The sequence below is a fragment of the Candidatus Palauibacter irciniicola genome (genome assembly GCF_965208695.1).
GTDB lineage: Bacteria > Gemmatimonadota > Gemmatimonadetes > Palauibacterales > Palauibacteraceae > Palauibacter > Palauibacter irciniicola.
Window position 1 is genome coordinate 2707221 of record NZ_OZ242352.1, and the last position, 22469, is coordinate 2729689.

The 22469-nt window shown below is 70.3% G+C and carries 14 protein-coding genes; 4 read left to right on the top strand and 10 right to left on the bottom strand.

Annotated features, from left to right (window positions below; genetic code table 11):
- The first annotated feature begins 158 nt into the window (after nt 1-158).
- From ACOGI9_RS11765 to ACOGI9_RS11775, 3 genes are all read left to right on the top strand, one after another.
- Nucleotides 159-725 (top strand): class I SAM-dependent methyltransferase, encoded by a 567-nt coding sequence (locus ACOGI9_RS11765; RefSeq protein ID WP_419857310.1) that lies wholly within the window; start codon nt 159-161, stop codon nt 723-725.
- Nucleotides 726-1198: 473 nt separating this feature from the next.
- Nucleotides 1199-3658, top strand: coding sequence for a glutamine--tRNA ligase/YqeY domain fusion protein (locus tag ACOGI9_RS11770; RefSeq protein ID WP_419857311.1), 2460 nt, complete (start codon nt 1199-1201; stop codon nt 3656-3658).
- A complete protein-coding gene (locus ACOGI9_RS11775) occupies nt 3645-5777 on the top strand; it encodes a TonB-dependent receptor plug domain-containing protein (RefSeq protein WP_419857312.1) in 2133 nt (710 codons plus the stop codon). The genes ACOGI9_RS11770 and ACOGI9_RS11775 overlap by 14 nt, the downstream gene beginning before the upstream one ends.
- Before the next feature lie 64 nt (nt 5778-5841).
- On the opposite strand, the gene ACOGI9_RS11780 is transcribed toward ACOGI9_RS11775, so the two are convergent.
- Nucleotides 5842-7620 (bottom strand): proline--tRNA ligase, encoded by a 1779-nt coding sequence (locus ACOGI9_RS11780; protein WP_419857313.1) that lies wholly within the window; start codon nt 7618-7620, stop codon nt 5842-5844.
- Between the two features lie 230 nt (nt 7621-7850).
- On the opposite strand from ACOGI9_RS11780, the gene ACOGI9_RS11785 reads away from it, so the two are divergent.
- Nucleotides 7851-9257 (top strand): M28 family metallopeptidase, encoded by a 1407-nt coding sequence (locus tag ACOGI9_RS11785; RefSeq protein ID WP_419859288.1) that lies wholly within the window; start codon nt 7851-7853, stop codon nt 9255-9257.
- A gap of 6 nt (nt 9258-9263) precedes the next feature.
- Here the strand turns inward: ACOGI9_RS11785 and ACOGI9_RS11790 are convergent, their stop codons facing one another.
- The 9 genes from ACOGI9_RS11790 to dnaE form a co-directional block, all read right to left on the bottom strand.
- Nucleotides 9264-9935 carry a M50 family metallopeptidase gene (locus ACOGI9_RS11790; protein ID WP_419857314.1) on the bottom strand — a complete coding sequence of 224 codons (672 nt, stop codon included), beginning with the start codon at nt 9933-9935 and terminating at the stop codon, nt 9264-9266.
- Nucleotides 9936-10011: 76 nt separating this feature from the next.
- Nucleotides 10012-11079 carry a DUF402 domain-containing protein gene (locus tag ACOGI9_RS11795; RefSeq protein ID WP_419857315.1) on the bottom strand — a complete coding sequence of 356 codons (1068 nt, stop codon included), beginning with the start codon at nt 11077-11079 and terminating at the stop codon, nt 10012-10014.
- Complete coding sequence (locus ACOGI9_RS11800; protein ID WP_419857316.1) at nt 11080-13257, bottom strand: 3-hydroxyacyl-CoA dehydrogenase NAD-binding domain-containing protein; 2178 nt, start codon at nt 13255-13257, stop codon at nt 11080-11082. It abuts the gene before it with no gap.
- A gap of 41 nt (nt 13258-13298) precedes the next feature.
- Nucleotides 13299-14060 carry a hypothetical protein gene (locus tag ACOGI9_RS11805; RefSeq protein WP_419857317.1) on the bottom strand — a complete coding sequence of 254 codons (762 nt, stop codon included), beginning with the start codon at nt 14058-14060 and terminating at the stop codon, nt 13299-13301.
- A gap of 56 nt (nt 14061-14116) precedes the next feature.
- The gene (locus ACOGI9_RS11810; RefSeq protein ID WP_419859289.1) at nt 14117-14938 is read right to left on the bottom strand and encodes a M23 family metallopeptidase; all 822 of its coding nucleotides are present in this window, start codon (nt 14936-14938) and stop codon (nt 14117-14119) included.
- Between the two features lie 310 nt (nt 14939-15248).
- Complete coding sequence (metG, locus tag ACOGI9_RS11815) at nt 15249-16787, bottom strand: methionine--tRNA ligase (protein ID WP_419857318.1); 1539 nt, start codon at nt 16785-16787, stop codon at nt 15249-15251.
- Between the two features lie 34 nt (nt 16788-16821).
- A complete protein-coding gene (locus ACOGI9_RS11820; RefSeq protein WP_419857319.1) occupies nt 16822-17871 on the bottom strand; it encodes a PSP1 domain-containing protein in 1050 nt (349 codons plus the stop codon).
- Nucleotides 17868-18815 (bottom strand): acetyl-CoA carboxylase carboxyltransferase subunit alpha, encoded by a 948-nt coding sequence (locus ACOGI9_RS11825; protein ID WP_419857320.1) that lies wholly within the window; start codon nt 18813-18815, stop codon nt 17868-17870. The genes ACOGI9_RS11820 and ACOGI9_RS11825 overlap by 4 nt, the downstream gene beginning before the upstream one ends.
- Before the next feature lie 122 nt (nt 18816-18937).
- Nucleotides 18938-22456 (bottom strand): DNA polymerase III subunit alpha, encoded by a 3519-nt coding sequence (gene dnaE / locus ACOGI9_RS11830; RefSeq protein ID WP_419857321.1) that lies wholly within the window; start codon nt 22454-22456, stop codon nt 18938-18940.
- Nucleotides 22457-22469 lie beyond the last annotated feature (13 nt).

Below are 22469 nucleotides of genomic sequence, written 5' to 3' on the forward strand. Positions count from 1 at the left end.
GCCTCCATCGCGGGCGCGCCCCGCCGCTCGCCCCCTTCGCAAGCGCGCTGACGGCGTTCGCGGCGGGGGAATCCGATCCCGGACTTCGGCTGCGCAGCAGTCTCGGGGAAGATGCATCGCTGCCGGCCGGGTTCTTCTTCCGGACCCCGGATCAGTGGATGGACTTCGAGCGCCATGCCGTCGAGTTGTGCCGCGGCCGGGTGCTCGATCTCGGAGCCGGGGCCGGACCGCACACGCTCGCGCTCGAGGCGCAGGGATCCCCCGTCGTCGCGGTGGAAGGCTCCGCCGACATCGCTCGCCTGCTGCGGGCGCGCGGGGCGGCGTCGGTCGTCCACGCCGACTTCCGCCATTGGTGGAAACCGGGATTCGACACGGTCCTCATGCTCATGAACGGGCTGGGGCCGGTGGGAACGCTGGCGGGCCTCGACCGCTTCCTCGCGCACGCCCCCCGGTTCCTGTCGCCGGGCGGACAGATTCTGGTCGACGGCGCGGAAGCCGTCATTCGCGGACCCTCGCCGACGGCGGGCTGGCCACCCGCCGGCGCGTATCCCGGTCAGGCCTGGATCGAGCTTTCGCACGCGGGCCGCGTCGGCCGCCCCTTTCGCGAGTTGTACGTCGATCTCGAAACGCTCGCGCGCCACGCCGCGAGGGCCGGCTGGCGGTTGGAGGTGGCGTTCGAGGGCGGGGACGGGGTCTATCTCGCCCGCCTCACGAGACCGTCGTGACCTTCCGGCGCATCGCGAACCGATCGCGAACCGATCGCCAAACGAATCGCCAAACGACGGGGCGCCTGCCAACCATTTCCTCGATTCCGGAGTCGAACGTTCAGGAGCCGGGAGAAACTTTCTCTCATTTTTCCCGTACCACGAGGTACAGATCGCAATCGCCGATTCCGGGGAAGGGACAGATCGAATGGACAGGTTGTCGAAATGGGCGACCACGGGCTCTCTGGCCTGGCTGGTGATGGCGGTTGGGTTGATTCTGGGCACGCACAGCGGGTCCGTGCAGGGCGCGCAGGCGGCCGGGCCGCCGGAAATGCCGGCAACCGCAACATGTCCGGAGACTCCCGTCGCGGCGGCCCCCGCCACGGGGGATTTCGCCGCCCACAAGAGGTCCTGAACGGAGCCGCATCGCTCGCGACGCCGCCCGTCGGGCCGGGTCCGTACCGGGACCCGGCCTTTTTTTTTAGTTTCCGCCCATGCCACAACGAGAGCGTCTGGATTTCATCCGTCAGATCGTCGCCGAAGATGTCCTGAGCGGGCGGCACGGGGGGCGCGTGCTCACGCGCTTTCCGCCCGAACCCAACGGCTTCCTCCACGTGGGCCACGCTTCCGCCATCTGCCTCGACTTCGAGGTGGCGCGGGAGTACGGCGGCCGCACGACGCTGCGCATGGACGACACGAACCCGACGACCGAGGACCCGTCCTACGTCGAGGCGATCGCGCGGGACATCCGCTGGCTGGGGTTCGAGTGGGACGGCGAGATCCGCTACGCGTCGGACTACTTCGGGGCGCTCTACCGGATGGCGCTGCGGATGATCGAGGATGGCTTCGCCTACGTCGACAGCCTGTCCGAGGAGGAGATCCGCGCCCACCGCGGGTCGGTGCGCGAGCCCAGCCGGCCCAGCCCGTATCGGGATCGCTCGACCGAGGAGAACCTGGATCTCTTCCGGCGCATGCGCGCCGGGGAGTTCGACGATGGAAAGCACGTGCTCCGCGCGCGGATCGACCTCGCCGCGTCGAACATGAAGCTGCGCGACCCGCTGATGTATCGAATCCGGCACGCGCACCACTACCGGACGGGCGATGAGTGGCCGATCTACCCCTTCTACGACTGGGCGCACGGCCAGTCCGACGCCATCGAGGGGATCACGCACTCCTTCTGCACGCTCGAGTTCCAGGACAACCGCGCGCTCTACGACTGGTTCATCGAGCACACGCGTCCCTCTTCCGCCCGCATCGACCGCGTGCCGGAAGCGGAGGGCGGCGGCGGAGAGGCGCTCGGCTCGTGGGATCCGCGGCCCCGCCAGTACGAGTTCGCGCGCCGCAACCTGGACTACACGATCGTGAGCAAGCGGAAACTCCTCCTTCTCGTGGAGGACGGACATGTCTCGGGCTGGGACGATCCGCGCATGCCCACGCTGGCCGGCTTCCGGCGCCGCGGCATCCCGCCGGATGCGATTCGCGCCTTCTGCCGGCAGGTCGGGATCGGAAAAGCCGACAACCGGGTCGAGATCGCCACGCTCGAATGGGCCGTGCGGGAGGCGCTGAACCAGCGGGCGCCGCGCGTGCTCGCGGTGCTGCGTCCGCTCGAGGTCGTCGTCGAGAACTGCCCGGAAGGCGAGGTGGACTGGATCGACGCCCCGTACTTTCCGCGCGGCGCCGATGCCCCGCCGGAAGGGTGGCCCGAAACGCGGAAGGTCCCGTTCACGCGGGTCCTTTACATCGAGCGGGATGATTTCGCGGAGGAGCCGGCCCCGGGCTTCCGCCGGCTCGCCCCCGGGCGCGAGGTGCGCCTGCGGCACGGCTATTTCATCACCTGCCGCGGCGTGGAGAAGGACGACGCCGGCAGGGTCGTGCGCCTGCGCTGTACGTACGATCCGGAGACGCGCAGCGGATCGGCGCCCGACGGGCGTACGCCGGCCGGCACCATCCACTGGGTGTCCGCCACGGAGTCGGTGCCGATGGACGTCCGCCTCTACGACCGTCTGTTCCGCGTCTCCGATCCGGCCGGGGACGCCGAAGGCCTCCGGGAGAGCCTCAACCCGGACTCGCTGGAGGTTCTGACCGACGCGCGCGGCGAGCCGAGCCTGGCCGAAGATCCGCCCGAGACCGCCTATCAGTTCGAGCGGCTGGGCTACTTCGTCCCGGACCGGGCCACACGAGCCGGGACGGCGGAGGCGGACGGGGGCGGCGAAGCTCCGGACGGCGGGCCGCTCGTCTTCAACCGGACGGTGACGCTCCGCGACGCCTGGAGCCGCCGCGCGAAGTCGGACGCCGCCCGCGACGCCGACTCCCCGGAGACGCGGGCCCGGGCGGCGGACGAGTCGTCCGGGCCGGCCGTTCCCGGAATCGACTCGGCGCGGGAAGCCCGCGATGCGGCGAGGCGCGCCGACCCCGCGCTCCAGGCGGCCTTCGACCGCTTTCGGGATCCGCTGGGGCTGCCGGACGAACTCGCCGACCTGCTCAGTGGTTCCACCGAGTCGGTGCGCTATTATGAGCGCGCGATCCGCGGCGGAGTGGATCCGGCCGCCGTCGCGACCTGGCTCGTGCATGAGGTCCGCGGCGCCGGGGGCAGCGAAGGCGACGCGGGCGCCCTCGAGCCGGAGGCGCTGGCCGAGCTTGTGGAACTCGTCCTCGAGCGCTCGATCTCGCGGGCGGTGGCGAAGTCGCTGTTGGCGCGGCTGGTGGAAGACGGTGGAAGCCCCCGGGAGATCGTTCGGCGCGAGGGGCTGGGCCGGATCGGCGATGCGGAGCAGATTCGCGAGGTCGTACAGGGCGTCGTGGCCGCTCACCCGGCCGAGGTGGCGCGCTATGCCGCCGGCCACACCGGCCTCGCCGGTTTTTTTGTGGGTCAGGTGATGCGCGCGACGCACGGACGCGCGGACCCGGCCATCGTGAGGGAACTCCTCGAGGAGAGTCTCAATGACGCTACGTGAAGCGGTGCTTCCAGCGCTCCGTCGTACTCGCCGCGGGTTTCTCCTGCTTGCCCTCTGGGGGCTGTGGCCGGCAGCGGCGCTCGAAGCGCAGGATCCGGTGCCCGCGGACAGCGTGATTGCGCTGGGCGAGTTGATCGTCTCGGCGCTGCGCGCCCCGACTTCGGTCGGAGAGATCCCGGTCAACGTGACGACGGTCACGCGCGAGGAACTGCGTCTCTCCGCCGCGCAGACGCTCCAGGACGTTCTTCAGGAGGTGCCCGGACTCAACTTCCGCTTCCCGTTCCAGGCAGGAGTCGCCCACCCCTCCTGGCAGGCCGTCACGCTGCGCGGCCTGGGAGGCACGGCCGCCAGCCGCACGCTCGTGCTCGTCGATGGCGTGCCGCTGAACGACCCGTACTTCGGCTGGGTGCGCTGGAGCCAGGTCCCCGTGGAGGTCATCGAGCGCATCGAGATCGTGCGCGGCGGCGCCACCGTGAGCTGGGGCAGCCAGAGCCTCGCGGGCGTCGTCCACGTGATCACGCGCTCTCCCCGGGCCGGCGGCTTTACGGCCGGCCTGCGCCCGGAGGACTTCGCACTCCGCGGCGACGCCGTTGCGTCCTTCGGGGGCGACCGTGCGGGGGGCTACGTCGCGGGCGAGTTCCTGGACAGCGACGGCTACATCCTGACGGAACCCAGCCTGCGGGGGGCGGTGGACATCCCCTCCGCTTCGACCCACGCCACCCTCCGCGCCAAGGTCGAGATCGAGGCCGGCGAGCGGCTGCGCATCCACGCCCAGGGGAACTACTTCGACCAGGACAAGGACAACGCGACGCCGCTCCGCAACAACACGACGGAAGCCGGCTTCGGCCAGATCGGAGCCACCCTCCTGGGCGAGGACGGCTCCACGCTCGCGTTCAACACCTACATGCAGTCACAGTCCTACGTGAACTCGTTCTCGAGCGTCGACGCGGCCCGGGACAGCGAGCAGCCGTCGATCAGCCAGGACGTCCCCTCGTCCGGGATCGGCGCGAACCTGGTGTGGCAGAAGCCCGGACTCGGCAGCCACAACCTCACGCTCGGGACCGACATCCTGAGCGCGACCGGCGAGGCCTCGGAGCAGTACCTGTTCAGAGACGGCGCGTTCACGCGACGGCGGGAGACCGGCGGCGACCAGACGTTGTACGGCTTCTTCATCCAGGACCGGATTCGCCTGGGCGACCGGTGGCAGTTGTACGGCGGCCTGAGGTTCGACCGCTGGCGCAACGCCGCGGGCATGCGCCGCGTCGCCGTCATCGGCGGGGACGTGCTCACGGACAACGCGTTCGAGGATCGAAGCGGCAGCAAGCTGAGTCACAACCTCGGCGTCCTGCTCGATGCGTCCGACGCGGCGACGCTGCGCGGGAGCTTCTACAGCGGCCTGCGCGTCCCGACGCTGAACGAACTCTACAAGCCGTTCCGCGCGGCCGGGAACGTCGTCAACGAATCGAACGAGGCGCTGAACCCGGAGCAGGTCCTGGGCGCGGAGGTGGGTCTCGACCTGCAGCCGGACCCCACCGTTCTCATCCGGCTCACGGCGTTCTGGGCCCGCGTGAGCGACGCGATCACCGATGTCACCATCCAGGAGGCCGAGACGTCCGGCGTCATCCAGCCCTGCGGCTTCGTGGCCGCCGGAGGCGTGTGCCGCCGACGCGACAACGTGGGCACGCTGCGCAGCGTCGGACTCGAGACGGAGATCGAGTTGCGGCCGTCCGGAGGCTGGCTCCTTGCCGTCAGCCACCAGTTCAACCCCACCGAGGTCACCGAGGCCCCGGGTCGCCCGGACCTGATCGGGAACGAGGTCCAGGGGAGCCCCGCCCACCGGGCCATCCTGCGGGTGGGGTATGGAGGCATCTACGTCACGGGCCGGTATCTCGGAAGCCGCTTCGACAACGACCTGAACACGGGAGAGATCGCGGGCTCCTTCCTCGTGGACCTGCGCACGCAGCCAACGCGGCTCTTCGTGGACTGGCTGACGTATGAGTTGGGTATACAGAACATCTTCGACACGACCGCGGAAATGTCGCACGATGCGAACGGGTTCATTCGCGTGGCGGCCCCGCGCAGCTGGTTCATCGGCTGGCGGGCGCGCTTCGGAGGCTGAGCGAGGCGCGGCGGCCGGCCACAGCCCTGCCGGCCGCGTCCGTCGCGCCCGGGACATCGGGGCGTCAGTCGTCTAGGGCGAGCCGTGACATGAGGGTGTCGATTTCCTGGCGGAGTTCGGCCACGAGGTCGTCGAGCGGGATGATGCGGCTCTCGCGGACGCCCCGGTGGCTGAGTTCGGCGCCCCCCGCCTCCAGCGAGCGCTCGCCGATGACGAGGCGCAGCGGGAGGCCGCGCAGGTCGGCGTCGTTGAACTTCACGCCGGCGCGGAGGTCCCGCCGGTCGTCGTAGATCACCTCGATCCCGGCGGCGCACAGCTCCTCGAACACCCGGTCCGCGGTCGCCCACGTCTCCTCCTCGCGCGCGAGCGAGACGAGCGAGACGTGATACGGAGCGACGGAAATCGGCAGCTTGAGGCCGTAGTCGTCCCGGTGTTCCTCGGCCACGCAGGCGAGGAGGCGCCCCGTCCCGATCCCGTACGACCCCATCCAGATCGGGCGCTCGGCCCCGTCCTCGTCCGTGTACGTCGCCTCCAGCCCCTCGGAATAGCGGGTGCCGAGCTGGAAGATGTTCCCCACCTCCACGCCGCGCGCCATGCGCAGCCCCTCGCCGCAGCGCCCGCACGGCGCGCCCTCGAAGGCGAGGGCGACGGATCCGACCACCGTGGGCTCGTAGTCGCGGCCGCAGCAGACGTTGCGGAGGTGGTAGTCCGTCTCGTTCGCCCCTAGCACCAGGTTCGGCGATTCCACGACCCAGCGGTCGACGACGAAGATCGCGGCGCCGGGCTCCACGCCCACCGGCGAGGCGAACCCCGGCACCATGCCGGCCGCGGCGATCTCCTCCTCGTGCGCCGGGCGAAGCTCGAGCGCGCCCGCGAGGTTCTGGACCTGGATCGGGTTCGCCTCGAGGTCGCCGCGCACGATCGCCGCGATCAGCTTCTCTTCGCGCGCCCCCTCCTCCCCCGCGAAGCTGCCCATGTAGAAGACCATCTTCCCGGTCTCCGGCGCGGAGATCCCGAGCAGCCCCGTCACTTCCTCGATCGTCGACGTGCCGGGCGTGTGGACGCGCTCCGGCGGCGACATCTCCCCTTCCCGGGGTTCGAGCGTGAACTCGGCGACCTCCCGGTTCGCCGCGTAGCCGCAGGCGTCGCAGAGCGCCAGGCTGTCTTCGCCGATCGGCGTCACGTACATGAACTCGTGGGCGATCTTGCCGCCCATCATGCCCGTATCGCTCCGCACGGCCGTGAGCGGCAGGGCGCAGCGGCGCCCGATGCGCTCGTACGCCTCGTAGTGCCGGTCGTACTGCTTCGCGAGCCCCTCCGGGTCCCGATCGAGCGAGTAGGAGTCCTTCATGATGAACTCGCGCACGCGAATGAGGCCGCCGCGGGAGCGGAGTTCGTCCCGGAACTTGGTCTGCATGTGATAGACCATGGCCGGGAGCTGCCGGTAGGACTGGATCTCGGACGCCGCGTGGAAGGCCACCACCTCCTCGTGCGTCATCGCCAGGAGCAGGTCGCGCTCGCGCCGGTCGACGAACCGCGCCATGGTCGCGTCGATGTCGTACCAGCGGCCGGTCGCCTGCCACAGCTCCGCCGGGTGCACGACGGGCATCGACAGCTCCTGCCCGTCGATCCGGTCCATCTCCTCGCGCAGGATCTGCTCGATCTTCCTCAGCGAGCGCCACGCGAGAGGCAGGTAGGAGAAGATGCCCGCCGCGATCTGGCGGACGTAGCCGGCCCTCAGGAGGAGGCTGTGAGACTCGATCTCGACTTCCCCCGGCGCCTGGCGCAGGGTCATGCCGAAGAGATTCGAGACTCGCTGTCCTGTACGTTCGGTTCGATTCACGGGTCGACCGTTCGGAGTGGTTCGGAGTGGGCTCGGAATGGTAACGAGATCCGCCGGACGGCGCGGAGAGACACGCGACGCTAACCGGCCCGCTGTCCGGGGGCCAGCGGTTCGATAAGATATCGGTCGGGCACCGGCTCGGCCCGACGACTCGGCCCGACACCGATACGACTTCATCCCCGGAGTGACCCGTGCTTCGAAGGTCCGCAGCGCCCAGCGTGAAGCCCGTCATGATCGTCGTCCTCGCCGCCGCCGTGGCGATCCCCCTCGCGGCCCGCCCGCTGCGCGGCCAGGAAGCCCGGCAACCCGCGGCGGAACTCCAGGCGCTGCACGACATCGTGGCGTCCGTCTCGGCCGCGCGCGTGGAGGCCGACATCCGCCGGCTCGCGGGCTTCGGCACCCGTCACACGCTGTCCGACACGCTGTCCGACACGCGCGGCATCGGGGCCGCCCGGCGCTGGATCAAGGCCGAGTTCGACGCGATCTCCGCGGCCTGCGGCGGGTGCCTGGAGGTCTCGTACCAGACGTCCATGGTCATGGGCGCGGCGCGCATCCCGGAGGAGACGGCCATCGTCAACGTGCTCGCGATCCAGCGCGGGACGACGGACCCGGGCCGCTACGTCGTGATGTCGGGCGATATCGACTCGCGCGCTACGGGCGCCCTCGACGGCGTCACCGACGCGCCCGGCGCGAACGACAACGCGTCCGGGATGGCCGGCGTCCTGGAGGCCGCGCGCGTCCTCACGCAGTACGAGTTCAACGGGTCGATCATCTACGCCGGGCTGTCCGGCGAGGAGCAGGGGTTGTTCGGCGGGCGGCACATGGCCGAGGTCGCGCTCAACGAGGGCTGGCGCCTCCAGGCGGTGCTGAACAACGACATGATCGGCAACATCCAGGGCCAGAACGGCGTCTCGGACAACACCATCGCGCGCATCTTCGCGGAGGGCACGCGGGCGGACGAGACCGAGCAGGTCGCCGGCCGGAGGCGCGTCACCGGGGGCGAGGTGGACTCCCCGTCGCGGAACCTGGCCCGTTTCGTCGACCGTCTCGTCGACGGCTACGTCCCGAATCTCGACATGATGATGGTGTACCGGCTGGACCGGTTCGGACGCGGCGGGCACCACCGGCCGTTCAACGACGCCGGCTTCCCCGCCGTCCGCATCATGGAGGCGAACGAGGACTACCGGCGCCAGCACCAGGACATCCGGGTGGAAGACGGCGTCGAGTACGGCGACGTGATCGATGAAGTCGAGTTCGACTTCGCCGCGAAGCTGACGGCGGTCAACGCGATCTCGCTCGCCGCCATGGCCTGGGCTCCCGCGCCGCCGCGGAACGTCGCGATCCAGGGCGCCGTCCGGCCGTCCACGACGCTCAGGTGGGACCCCGTCCCCGCCGACCACGCTCCGAACCTGGCGGGATACCGCGTCTACTGGCGGCTCACCGATGCGCCGCAGTGGCAGTGGAGCGTGTTCGCGGGCGACGTGACGGAGCACACGCTCGAGAACATCGTCATCGACAACTACCTGTTCGGCGTGGCCAGCGTGTCCGAGGACGGGTACGAGAGTCCCGTCGTCTTCCCGTGGCCCATCGGCGCGTTCGAACCGCTCGAATGGACCCAGCGCGACCCGGGCAGCTAGCAGGGGCTACGCGCGGCGCCAGGCCCAGCGGAAGAGGACGAAGCAGAACAGCAGCGCGACGGCGATCCACAACCCGCCCCAGACCAGCGTGGGGATGCCGGTGAGTTCGGCCAGCATCCGGGCGTCCGACCGCAACTCCGGCCGGTCGAGGATGTCGCTCTTGATGTCCAGCACCGCGTAGAGGCAACTCGTGAGGCCGAGCGCCGTGAGCAGGACGCGGTTCACCGCGGCGCTCGCCCGCCAGGCCACCGCGAGCAGCGCCGCGGAGAAGGCAAGTCCGAACGCGACCGCAAAGGACTGCTGCGCGAAGAGCAGCGTCATGCCTCCGACGGTCGCGGCGAGGACCCCGGAGAACCACGAACTGAGCGTCGGGAAGCGCTCCGCGCTCCAGATCATCAGCCCGCCCCACAGCAGGCTTCCGAGATACCCGGCGGACAGGCTCAGGAAGGCGTTCCCGCCGGGACACCGGCACAGTCCTCCTTCGCGCGGCGTCACCTCGATGGCGAGGATCTGTCCCCCCGTCGCCAGCGTCGCCAGCCCGTGGCTGATCTCGTGCAGCAGGACGACGAAGAGCTTCACGGGATACACGAAGGGCGTGTCCCACAGGAACCACACGACCGCAAAGAGGCCGACGAACGCGGCCAGGAACCGGACCCTTCGTTTGGATCGATCGTTCATGCGTTCCTCATACGGGATGCGCGGGGCGCCGGTGTCGGGCGAGCGCGGGGCGCCGGTGTCGGGCGAGCACGCGCCGTCACGTCGCGACCAGGATGGCGAGCGCGACGAGCGTCATGGCCACGCCCGCGAGCGCGAACACCGGCACCTTCCGGTCGAACCGCCACCGGCAGACGGCGAAGACCAGCGAGAAGAGGCCCAGCGTCGCGTACACGGGGAGCAGGGCTCCGGCCCATTCCGTGCGCTCGCTGAGCGCCAGCACCGCGAGCCCCGAGGCGAGCGTCGCGATGAAGAGGGAGCGCTCGTCGGTCAGGGGCGGCTGCGGCCAGCGGGTCGCGGGCAGCCAGCCCCCGAGGGCGAGCGGGGCCAGGAGCAGCGCCTCGCCCAGCAGGGTCAGCCTCCAGGCGTCCTGTGCCGGACCCGCGACCAGGAACGCGTCCGTGAACGCGGCGAACCCGGCGGACGTCGCGGAGACCGCGGCCATCAGGTAGAGCCCGAAGGCGATGATCCGACCCGAGATCCGCGCCGCGTGGAAGGTTCCCGGCGCGTCGCGGCGCAGGCGGAGCGCCGGCACGGATTCCGCGGGCGACCTCCCGACGCCGCGGGGCAACCACCGCGGGCGCCCGGGGCGCCGCGATCGGGCCAGCAGCCGCGCGCCGATCCTGCGCACCTCGTCGGCCTCCGCCGCCGACAACTCGTCGCGGGCCACGGCGGCGTCCAGTTCGTCCTCGTCCAGCAGCACGCCGTCGCCCCCCTCCGGCAGCCACACGTCGAGGTAGAGGTCCTCGATGACCCAGGGCGAGGACTGCAGTCGCGGAGGGCGGATGAGGTTGATGTAGTAGCCCTGGAAGGCGCCGCGGCCGTGGTAGAAGGCGCCGACCTCGAAGGGCTGCCCCGGACGGAGGAACCACATGAGGAGGGAGCCGGCCCGGAGGGTCGTGGCCTCGTCGATCCTCACCGGCGTGAAGTCCCCGTCGAGGACCTGAAGCGTGACCTTCCACCCCGGGCCGTCCGCGAGCAACTCCTGGCGGAAGCGCTGCACGTGGCTCCCGCGACGCACTTCCACGTCTACGCGCGGCGCATCGTCCGGAATCCGGCGCGCGGCCCGCAACGCGCGGCGCCGTGCCCCCAGGAGGTCGAAACCCACCTACATGTCCGACGGAGATCCCGAGTTCCGCCACACGGCGTCGGACGTGAACGATCCGTTCGTGTCGGCGAGCCTTTCCAGCCCCGGCGCCGGAGCGAAGCGGTCCCCGTGCCGCTCCCGCAGTTCGAGAAGACGGTCGCGCACGGACCCCACTCCGCGAGACTCCGCCCACGCGAGCGGTCCGCCGCGGAACGGCGGAAACCCGGTGCCCAGCACCATGGCGAGATCGACGTCCCCCGGCCCCGCCACCACGCCTTCCTCCAGCGCGTACATGGCTTCGTTCACCGAGATCAGCAGGCAGCGGTCGATGATCTCCTCGGGTCGCACGCCGCCGCCGCCCGAGCCGAAGGCGCGGCTCACCTCCCGGTCCACGCGCTCCTCGCGGTCGGAATACGTGTAGAAACCGCGGTCGTTCTTCTTCCCCAGCCGGCCCAGCCCCGTGAGCGTTTCCAGGGCCGCGGAGGGGCGCATGCGGTCGCCGAATGCCCGCGCCATCTCCTTCGCGACGTGCGCCGCGATGTCGAAACCGACCTCGTCGAGCAGTCGGCAGGGCCCCATCGGCAGCCCGAACTCCTTCAGCGTCCGGTCGATACCGACCACGTCCGCTCCATCCTCCAGCAGGAAGCCGACCTCGTTCAGGTACGGCGCGAGGAGCCGGTTGACGATGAACCCCGGCCGGTCCGCGACGAGCACGGGCGTCTTCCCGAGCCGCCGCGCGAGCCGGACCGCCGTGGCGAGCGCCGCCTCCGAGGACAACTCCCCGCGGATGATCTCCACGAGGGGCATCCGGTGCACGGGATTGAAGAAGTGCAGGCCCACGACCCGGTCCGGCCGGGCGGCGGCCTTGCTCAACTCCGTCACCGACAGCGAGGACGTGTTCGTCGCGAAGACGGCGTGCGCGGGAAGCTCCGGCTCCACATCCCGAAGAACCTGCTGCTTCACGTGGAGCCGTTCGACGACGGCTTCGATGACGACATCGACATCGCCGAACCGGTCGTAGTCGAGCGTCCCGTGGATGAGCGCGAACTTCAGCCCCACCTCCTCCGGCGCGATGATCCCCCGCTTGCCCGCCTTCCGGAGCAGTTCGTTCGCGTGGCGCAGGCCCGTATCGAGCGCATGCCGATCGATGTCCTTGAGGATAACCGAGATGTCGTGCGCGGCGGCGAGTTCGGCGATCCCGCCGCCCATCACGCCGGCCCCGAGGACGGCGACCTTTTTCACCTCCCGCTGTTGTGCCGCGATCTCCGGGGCGAACGCCTTGTTCGCGGCCCGCCCTCCCCGGAACAGCCGCACGAGGTTTCGGCTCACGCCCGTCGTGGCCACTTCCCCGAGCGCCTCCGCCTCGATGGCGAGCGCCTCGTCGATCGGCAGGTCCAGCGTTTCCTCGATGACGTCGATCGCCTTGAGGGCCGCGGGGTATCGCGTCCCGGAGGCGCTGCGCACGCGCTTGCGGGCGCCCCGAAACAGCAGGCGGCGTCCCAGCCGGGTGTTTTCCAGGAAGCGGTCTTTCGCCGTCTCGTGCGGCAGCACCCGCTCGACCCGCCCGAGCACGGCATCCAGGGCCACCTGCGCCACGGAGTGCTGGAAGCCCGTGTCCTCGAAGACCTGGTCGACGAGACCGTATCGATACGCGTGCGAGGCGGAGAGGCTCCGCCCCGTGAGGATCGTCGAGAGCGCCCGCTGAATCCCGATGAGGCGGGGCAGCCGCACCGAGCCCCCGAACCCGGGAATCAACCCGAGCTTGATCTCGGGCAGGCCGATCTCGGTGGCGGGGACGTCCGAAGCCAGGCGCCAGTCGCATGCCAGCGCGAGTTCCGTGCCTCCGCCCAGACAGGTGCCGCGGATCGCGGCGACCTTCGGGATCCCGAGCCGTGCGAGCCGGTTGAAGATCCGCTGCCCCATGGCGCTCTTCCGGCTCCCGTCCTCCGCGTCCTCGATCTCGGCGATCTCGTTGACGTCGGCGCCGGCGATGAACGTGTCCGGTTTCGCGCTCCAGATGACGACCGCGATGGGATGTCCGGTGGCGATCCGGGACTCGAGTTCGGCGAGATGGCGGTCCAGGTGCCGCATCACCCGGGAGTTGAGGAGGTTCACCCGGGAGCCGGGGGCGTCGAAGATCAGCCAGGCGATCTTGTCCGCGTCGATCTCGAGCCTGAGCGTCGTCGGCTTATCGACCATGCGTTCCCCAGCTACGCGTCAGCCAGGGGCTTGTCCCGGCCCTAGCAGCGCTGACGCACACCCTGTCGCAGTTCGGCGTTGCCCGGCACCAGCCGCAGCGTGTCCTCCGAAGCCCCGTCGACCATCACGTTCCAGTAGAGTTCGCCGGCCGCGGTGTTCACCCGCGCGTGGACCCACCAGGGCCCGCCGGGGGCCGACGCCCACGCGACGCCATCGGCGTCCGTGGTGTCCGCCATCACCTCTTGTCCCAGCGCCATGAGGAGATCGTCCTCTATGTCGCCGTACCCCACGAAGGCCGCTTCCTCCCAGGAATCGATGACGATGCAGATCGAGTCGACGCGCTGCTGGTTGGCCTGCTGCAGTTCGCTGAACTCGTCGAACGCCGCCTGTCGCTGGCGGTTCAGGGCCCCTTCGCGATCCTCGAGATCGCCGAACTGGTCGAACAGACGCCGGTATTCCACGCTGCGGTCGTCGAGGTTGTCGAGTTGCGCGGTGATCGACCGCATGGAATCGCGGACGTTGTTCCAGCTCGACTCGGCCGTGCTCCAGCGGTCGCGGTACTCCTGTTCGGTCCGGGAGGCCTCTTCGAGATCCGCCGGGATCGTCGGCTCCGGCGTCGCGGCCTGCCCGACGATGACCGCGAACAGGGAGTCGCGGTCAAATGGAATAAACTGAACTTCCAGGTCGTTCACGGCTTCGGCCGCGGCCTCGTCGGCCACGACGTGCACGGTGATTCGGCCGCCACAGGCGGCCAGCAACGGGAGGATCGCCAGAAGCGGGGTCGCGACACGCAACTTCGACATCAATCGAACTCCAGTTGGGGTGTCCGGATAAGTGGGCGGAATCTAAGAAGCTCCTGCTAGCGGCGGTAGCCGTCCAGGAAGTAGCCGACCGGGTTCACCGCGCGGCCGTCGACCAGGATCTCGTAGTGGAGATTCGGACCCGTTGCCGTCCCGGAGACGCCGACCTCCCCGAGGGTATCGCCGCGCCGCACCGGGGCGCCCACGCGGACCGCGATCCGGCCCAGGTGAGCGTAGAGGCTCTGGTAGCCATCGCCGTGGTCGATTTCGACGACACGGCCGTATCCGGCCTTCGAGCCGGCGAACGTGACCCGTCCCGCGCCCGCCGCGATCACGGGCGTGCCGAAGTCGGCCGAAATGTCGACGGCGGTATGCGGACGCCGGAGCCCGAGCACCGGATGCAGCCGGTTATAGCTGAAGCCCGAGGAGATCCAGGAGTCGTCCGAAACGACCGGCCAGATCGAGGGAATGCGCTGATACCGCTCCCGATGCGTCCCGACGGAATCCGCCGCCTCGGTGAGGCTGCTTCCAAGCAGGTCCGCGCGCCGCAGCAACTGCTCGATGTCGACCACCACATCTTCGGCCTCCCGCGCCAGGTCCGGGGCGACCTCGAAGAACGCGTCGTTCGCCGGGGAGACGCCGCCGGGCCCGCCGACTCCGACCGAGTAGACATCGGGATCGAGCAGGGGAAGGCCGGCGACGAGCCGGAATCTCTGTTCCCGCGCGGAGAGATCGTCGAGCGCCCGGCTGAACTCCCCGCTGCGGCGCTCCATGGCCTGCAGGCTGGTGATCAGCTGCCGGTTCTCGGCCCGGTAGCGCGCGAGCTGCTCCGCCGCGTCCTGGCGCCCCAACACGGTGGCGACGAACGCGGAGGCCATCATCAGGAGCACGGCGGCGGCGATGCCGACAGCTTTCGCGCGGCGCTTCTCAACGCGATAGCTGCGCGCCCGCCCGCCACTCCCGGGCAATATCTGTATCGTCCAGTACGAAGATTGTCTCAAGTCGTCCAGCCGTAAGAGGGGCGAAAAAAAGGCCGGTCAAGCTGCCCGGCCGGTCGCCGCGCGACGGGAACCGCCCGCCCGCAGCCGCAACATCGGTCGATAAAGTTAGTCGCGGGCGGCAACCAGTGTCAACGTTTTCCGGGCGGCGGCGCGGCGTCCGGCGGCGCGGCGTGCGGCGGCGGGCCGGCGATCAGGGGCGCGGGAAGAGCACGCCGCCGGGGCGCACGGCCCGGAGCCCGGCCACGGACGGTTCGAGACGCTCGAAGGTCGGCGGCGATCCGTCGCCCCCCAGGGTGCCCCAGAGTTCGGCGGCCTTGGCAGGAGTGAAGGGGGCGAGCATCGCCGCCACCGCGCCGAGCGCTCCGATGAGCTGAGACAACACCCCGTCGAGCGCGTCCGCGTCCGCGCCGTCCTCGCGCTCCGCCTTCGCCAGCGCCCACGGCTTCGTCTCGTCCACGAACCCGTTCGCCGCGCGCACGACGTCGAACGCCGCCGCCAGGCCCCGGTGGAGCAGATAGCCCTCCATGGCCGCGCGGTATTCCCCGAGGGCGAGGGCCGCTTTTTCCGCGAGTGCTCCTTCCGCGAGTGCTCCGCCTTGCGGCGGCGGCACGTCCCCTCCGCGGTACCGGGCCACCATCGACACCACGCGGTTCAGGAGGTTGCCGAGGTCGTTCGCGAGGTCCGTCGTGTAGCGGCGGTCGAACTGCTCGATGAAGGCCTCCGTCGACGGGTAGTCGCGGTCGCCGTCCCAGGGCACCTCCCGCAGCAGGAAGTAGCGCAGCGCGTCCGGCCCGTGCCGTTCGATGAGTTCGACGAGCCCGAGTTCCGTTCCCGCCGACTTCGAGAGCTTGGCCCCGCCGATCTTGATGAAGCCGTGGCCCCACACGCTCTTCGCCGGCTCCACGCCCGCGGCCAGCAGCATGGCCGGCCAGTACACGCAGTGGAAGCGGGTGATGTCCTTGCCGATGATGTGGAGGTCGGCGGGCCAGAACTTCCCGAACGCCTCGCCGTCGGGATAGCCGATGGCCGTGATGTAGTTCGAGAGCGCGTCGAACCACACGTAGACCGTGTGCCCCTCGTCCCCCGGGAAGGGGACGCCCCAGCGGATCCTGGAGCGGGAGGCCGAGATGTCGTCGAGGCCGGACTCCAGGAGCCGCGTGATCTCGTTGCGCCGCGTCGCGGGCCGCACGGAATCCGGGTCGTTCCGCAGGCGTTCGAGGAGCGTGTCGCGGTAGTCGGAGAGCCGGAAGAACCAGTTGTCCTCCTCCGTCCACTCGATCTCGCGCCCGGGGTGGAGCGGGCAGCGCCCGTCCGCCAGTTCATCGTCCTTCTTGAAGGCTTCGCACCCGGCGCAGTAGTGGCCCTCGTACTTCGCGCGGCGGAAGTCCCCGTTCCCGGCGATCCGCTCCATGAGCGCGGTCACGCCGCGGTGGTGGCGCGGTTCCGAGGTACGGATGAAGTCGTCGTTGGAGAGGCCCAGGCGCCGCCAGACGTCGAGGAAGGCCTCGGCGATGCGGTCGACCCATTCCGCGGGCTCCGCTCCCTGCTTCTCCGCCTCCTGCTGGACCTTCTGCCCGTGCTCGTCCATCCCGATGAGGAAATGGACGTCGTCCCCGCAGGCGCGCCGGTACCGGGCGATCGCGTCGGCGCCGATCTTCTCGATGGCGTGCCCCAGGTGCGGGTCGCCGTTCGAGTAGTCGATCGCCGTCGTGAGATAGAATCGAGACACTGGCAGTCCGTGTCGGGGTTTCGTCGCGGGGCTGCTAGCCGCGGTCCAGCTCGGCGCGGCGGGCGGCGCGCCTCTCGTCCTTCAACTGGGCGAGCGGGATCGTGCGGACCTCGCCGTCCCCCGCCTCGAGCGACACGGTCTCCTCGAACAGGTCCCACGACTTCACGTTCTCGCGGCCGTTGGCGGTCCGGATCGTCCGGCCCACGGGCGGGAAGCGCTTCTTGGCCTGCGTGTACACGGCGTGCTCGTAGCGGAGGCAGTTCATGAGGCGGCCGCAGGCGCCCGAGATCTGGCTCGGATTGAGGGAGAGGCCCTGGTCCTTGGCGAGCTGCAGCGTGACGGGTTCGATGGACGTGAGCCACGAGCGGCAGCAGAGTTCGCGGCGGCAGCGGCCCAGCCCCCCGAGACGGCGCGCCTCGTCGCGGACCCCGATCTGCCGCAGGTCGATCCGGGTCCGGAACGAGCGGGCCATGTCCCGCACGAGGGCGCGAAAGTCGACCCGCTTCTCCGCGGTGAAGTAGACCGTGAGCTTGTTGCGGTCCCACTGCCACTCCGCCTCGCTCACCTTCATCCGCAGCCGGTGCTTCACGGCGAGTTCGCGCGTGCGCCGGCGGACTTCGAGTTCCTGGTCGCGCAGCTGCTGAAGCCGCAGGACGTCGGCCGGCGCGGCGCGGCGGATCACGCGGCGGGAGGGGAGCGGGACGGCGCGCTCGCCCGTGGCGTCGCAGCCTCCCTCGCACGCCAGGTCCCGGGCCGCGGCCGCGCGCTTCACCCAGCCGATGTCCTGTCCGCGGTCGGCCTCCACGACGACGTACTCCCGCTCCGTCAGCGGGGGGACGCCGCTGAAGGCGAAGAAGTCGGAGCGCAGGCCCTTGAACCGGACCTCGAGGACCTGGCTCGGGGCGCCCGCGGCCGGACCCGGCGACGCCACGCGATCCGGGCCCGCCGCCGGACTCGGGGGCGCGGCCGGACTCGGGACGGACGCCGGATTCGGGGCCGCCGCGCCGTTGCCGGACTCGCCGGCGGGGCGCGCGGGACGGGGGGGGCGCGGCCGTACCGGGCGCGGCCGCCGGCCCTCGCTCACCTCTCCTCCCAGGCGCCGATGGCGTAGTACTTGTCCCGCCGCGACTCGACCAGGCCGGCCGGCTCGAGCTTCTCGAGTTCCCGCAGATGGCGGCGGATGGCGGCGCCCATGGCCTTGACCGCGGCGTCCGGATCCGCGTGCGCCCCTCCCCGCGGCTCCGGGATGACCTGGTCGACCACGCCCAGGTCCTGGAGGTCGCTGGCGGTGAGCTTGAGCGCTTCCGCCGCCTTGTCCGAGTGCTCGCGGCTCCGCCACAGGATCGCGGCGCACCCTTCGGGCGAGATCACGGAGTAGATCGCGTTCTCCATCATGAGGACGCGGTCCGCCACGCCGATCCCCAGGGCGCCGCCCGAGCCGCCCTCGCCGATGACGCAGCTCACGATGGGGACGCGCAGGCCCGCCATCACGGCGAGGTTGCGGGCGATCGCCTCCGCCTGGCCCCGCTCCTCGGCGCCGATCCCCGGATACGCCCCCTGCGTGTCGATGAAGGTGATGACGGGGCGGCCGAACTTCTCGGCCAGCCGCAGCAGGCGCTTCGCCTTGCGATACCCCTCGGGATGGGGAGAACCGAAGTTGCGGCGCAGGTTCTCCTTCATCTCCCGGCCCTTCTGGTGCCCGATGACCATGACCGAACGGCCGTCGAGCTTGAGCCAGCCGCCGACGATGGCGGGGTCGTCGCGGAAGACGCGGTCGCCCCGCAACTCGAAGAAGTCCGTGCCGATCCCGCGGATGTAGTCGAGCGAGAAGGGACGGTCCTGGTTGCGGGCGAGCTTTACGCGGTCGAAACGCGAGAGCCGGGCCATGGCCTCATCGTGCGCGGCGGCGAGCTGAGCCTCCAGCGGCCCCAGCTCGGCGCTCACGTCGATCCCGCGTTCCCGGGCCTTGTTCCGAAGCTCCTCCACGTGGTTGCGGAGTTCGGCCAGGCCTTCCTGTTCTATCGACATACGCGATCATCTCTCGGTCCCGGAGCCGATGTCCATCCCTGCGGGCCGTGGCTCGGCTGCCCCCACAAACTGGGCCCGCGGGTGGCGATCCGGCCAGCGGGCGGCCGGACGCGGCCGAACCGTCAGCGGTTCCGGACCAGTCTCACGCCGCTTCCGCCCAGCAGTCCGCGCAGCTCCTCGACCAGGGCCGGCGTCGGGGCCACGCGCAGCGTGCGCGACCTGAACCGGGATGGGTGCGCGTCGTCTTCCGGCGCCCCGAGATCCCCGTTCGCACCGCCGTTCCCCTGGCCCCCGTCCCCGTTCACATCCAGGTAGAGAGGGCCGAGTCCCGGCGAGGCCTCGATCAACGCGCGCGCCTTGCCGAACGCGCCGGGCTCCAGCCGGTCGTCCTCGCGGAGCTCGATCAGGATCCCCACCTGGCCCTCGTCCCGCACGTCCGCCAGCGGCCGCACGGAGTCGAGAAAAATGGGCGGATCGTCGTCGTCCCGCGAGTTGCCCGACACCGTGCCGGCGATCAGGACCGGGCGGTCATCCGTGAGGAGCCCGCGGTTCTTCTGCCACACATCGCCGAACACGAGCGTCGTCGCCGTCCCGTGAAAGTCCTCGATCGTGAGGCGCGCCCACTCCCGGCCGTCCTTGCGCGCCGTGCGCACGGACGTCTCCGTGATGACGCAGGGAACCTCCACGGGCCGGTCGCGGTGTTCGCGCAGGTTCGTCGTCCTCGCCTCCAGCGCGTAAAGGTCGACGAGGTCCCGGTAGCGCTCGAGCGGGTGCCCGGAGATGTAGAACCCGAGGCGTTCCTTCTCCTCGCGCAGGCGGTCGCGCTCGCTCCACGCGGGCACGACGGGGAGTTCGACCTCGGGCCGCGTCTCCGCCGCGTCGCCTCCGAACAGGCTCGTCTGTCCGCTCTCCGCCTCCTGCCGGCGCAGTTGCGCCTCGTTGAGCATGACCTCGAGGCCGGCGGTGAGGGCGGCGCGGTCGCCGAGGTCGTCGAGCGCCCCGGCCCCGATCAGGGCCTGGATGACGCGCGAGTTGTTGAGCCGCAGGTCGATCCGTTCGAGGAAGTCGATGAAGCTCTCGAACGGAGCCTCTTCCCGCGCCGCCTGGATGGACCGGATCGCGGAGTGTCCCACGCCCTTGATCGCGCCCAGCCCGAAGCGGATCGCCGACTTCCCGGGGTCCTCCGGATCGTCGACGACCGTGAAGCGGTACCCCGACTCCTTCACCGAGGGGGGCAGCACCCGGATCCCGAGCGTCCGCGCCGCTCCGATGTACAGGACGACCGCGTCCGTGCTCCCGATTTCCGACGAGAGGAGGCCGGCCATGAACTCGGCCGGATAGTGCGCCTTCAGCCACGCGGTCCGGTAGGAGAGGAGCGCGTACGCCACGCTGTGCGCCTTGTTGAAGCCGTAGCGGCCGAAGGTGCGGATGAGTTCGGCGATCTCGCCCGCCTTCGGCTTCGCCACCCCGCGCTCGACCGCGCGCTTCTGGAATTCCCCGAGGACCCGGTCCGTGAGGTCGGCGTCCTTCTTGCCGACCGCCTTCCGGAGCACGTCCGCTTCGGCGAGCGAGAACCCGGCGAGCAGGTTGGCGGCCCGCATCACCTGCTCCTGGTAGGTGATGACGCCGTACGTCGGCTCGAGGACCTCCTGCAGGTCGGGGTGCGGATAGTCGACCGGCTGGAGTCCCCGCTTGCGCTTGATGTAGACGTCCGTCATCCCGGAATCGAGCGGACCCGGGCGGATGAGCGCGTTGACGGCGACGAGGTCGTCGAAGCGGTCGCAGCGCATGGCGCGCAGCTTGTCCGTGGCGAGGCTGGATTCGAACTGGAAGACGCCGCTCGTGCGGCCGGACGCGAGCATCTCGTACACGCCCGGGTCGTCGAGGCCGATCTCCTCCCAGTCCACGCGGGTCCCGTGCCGTTCCTGCACGTTGCGCGCCGCGTCGTCGATCACCGTCAGCGTGCGCAGGCCCAGGAAGTCCATCTTGAGCATGCCCGCCTTCTCGAGCGCGTTCATGTCGAACTGCGTGATCACGGCGCCGCTCTTCGTGTCCGAGCAGATCGGCACGTAGTCGTCCAGCGGTCCCGGCGCGATCACCACCCCCGCCGCGTGCACGGAACTGTGGCGCGCGAGTCCCTCGATGCGTTCCGCGTAGTCGAGGAGTTTCCTGACCTGCGCGTCCTCGCGGTCGCTCGCGGCGAGGTCACCGACCTTCTTCCTCGCCTCCGCCACCGTGAGCGAATACCCCGGCGTGGACGGCACGAGCTTCGCGAGCCGGTCCGTGTCCGAGGGCGAGAAGCCGAGCACCCGGCCCACGTCCCGGATCACGGCGCGCGCCTTCATCGTCCCGAAGGTGATGATCTGCCCCACCGAGGCCTGTCCGTACTTCTCCCGCACGTAGTCGATGACCTCGCCGCGGCGCTCGTAGCAGAAGTCGATGTCGATGTCCGGCATCGAGACGCGTTCCGGATTCAGGAAGCGCTCGAAGAGGAGGTCGAACTCGAGCGGGTCCACGTCGGTGATGCCGAGCGCGTAGCAGATGATCGACCCCGCGGCGGATCCGCGGCCGGGCCCCACCGGGATGTCCCGTTCGCGCGCCGCGACGATGAAGTCCCAGACGATGAGCAGGTATCCCGCGTACCCCGTGTTCTCGATGACCCCGAGTTCGTAGTCGAGGCGGTCGCGCGCCTCGTCCGGCAGGGGGTCGCCGTACCTGGCCTTCGCCCCCTCCGTCGCTTCGTGGCGCAGCATCTGCATGGGTTCGGAGAAGCGGTCCGGGAGCGGGAAGCCGGGCAACTGGTACTGCTTGTCGAACTTGACGTCGCAGCGCTCCGCGATCTTCACCGTCTCGGCGAGGAGGCCGGGCAGGTCCGGGAAGAGTTCCGCCATCTCGTCGGCGGTCTTGAAGTAGCTCTCCTCCCCGTGGAAGCGGAGCCGGTCGGGGTCGTCCTTGTCCTTGCCGGTCCCGATGCAGAGGAGCGTGTCGTGCGCGTCCGCGTCCTCCCGCCGCATGTAGTGCGCGTCGTTGGTGACGACGAGCGGCAGGCCGAGTTCCTCGGAGATCCGGATGATCCCCTTGTTGACGAGGTCCTGCTTCGGAATCCCGTGGTTCTGGAGTTCGAGCCAGTAGCGGTCCTTGAACACGGCCGCGTGCCACTCCGCCGCCCGCTTCGCGTCGTCGTAGCGCTCGTGCTGCAGGTAGCGCGCGACCTCGCCGGCGAGGCAGGCGGAGAGGCAGATGATCCCGTCCGAGTAGCGCTCGAGCGTCTCGCGGTCCACGCGGGGGCGGCGGTAGAAGCCCTCCGTGTACCCGATCGACGAGAGCTTCAGGAGGTTCGAGTACCCGCGCGCGTTCTCGGCGAGGAGCACGAGGTGGGCGTTGTGGGCCGGGGCCCCCTCCTCCATGCGGCGGGAGCGGCGGTCGCCGTACGCGACGTAGGCCTCGCAGCCGATGATCGGCTTGATCCCCCTGGCGCGGGCCTTCTCCTGGAACTCCCAGGCGCCGTGCAGGTTGCCGTGGTCCGTGAGGGCGAGGGCGGGCATGCCGAGTTCGACCGCGCGCTGGACCAGGTCGTCGATCCGGTTCGCGCCGTCGAGGAGCGAGTACTCGCTATGTGTGTGAAGATGAACGAACGGCATCCGGGCGACCCTG